Origin of the sequence: Methylobacterium tarhaniae, from assembly GCF_001043955.1 — a bacterium.
Taxonomy (GTDB): Bacteria; Pseudomonadota; Alphaproteobacteria; order Rhizobiales; family Beijerinckiaceae; genus Methylobacterium; species Methylobacterium tarhaniae.
On the sequence record NZ_LABZ01000271.1, the window covers coordinates 1 to 745 of the forward strand.

The following is a 745-nucleotide window of genomic DNA, read 5'->3' on the forward strand; positions in this document are numbered from 1 at the left end:
TCGCGGTTGCGGGCATTGGCCAGCACGTCGACCTCGTAGACGCTGCGGCCGATCACGGCGTCGCGGGTGTAGCCGGTCATCTCCAGGAAGCCGGCATTGACCTTGACGTGGCGCAGGTCGGAGAGCCGGGTGATGACCGCCGGGGCCGGATTGGCGTTGAAGGTGCGCTCGAAGCGCTCCTCGGCCTCGAACTGGTCCGACACGTCCTTGAGGATCAGCGCCAGGCAGCTCGGCTTGCCCTCCCGGTCGGTGGCGACGAGGCTGCGCAGGGAATGGACGAAGCCGACATCCGGCTTGTCGGCGCGCGTCACCTCGACCACCACGTCGTGGAAGCGCTCGCCGGCAACGACGCGCTCGATCGGGTAGCTCTCCGGGGCGCGGTTGTTGCGGTAGCGCAAGGCGAAACGGGCCCGGTAGGCATCGACCGTCGGCCCGATCTCGTCCAGGCTCTCGGCTCCGTGCATCGCCAGCGCGGCCTCGTTGGCGTAGGCGATGGTCTGGTCGGGCTCGACCAGGATCACCCCCTCGCTGAGGCCGGCGATGATCTGCCGGAGCTCATGCCTGTCGACGCCTGCGGTCACGGCTCGGCTCGTCCCTTCATGCTCGTCGTCGCTGCCTCATGGGGCAGCGGAGCACAAACGGATCGCGCACGAGCGGGTTCCCTCGGTGGCGCGAGATTCACCGGTAAAATCGTATCATTGACGTAATTGCCGACGACCACAAATAAGTCCCGTCACCGCCAGGC

Annotated in this window: 1 protein-coding gene; it reads right to left on the bottom strand. The window is 67.2% G+C overall.

The features are described 5' to 3' along the window. Positions 1-581, bottom strand: a 581-nt coding sequence (locus tag VQ03_RS28340; protein ID WP_048454266.1) for a PAS domain-containing protein, incomplete at its 3' end; no start/stop codon positions are given. Positions 582-745: the final 164 nt, after the last annotated feature.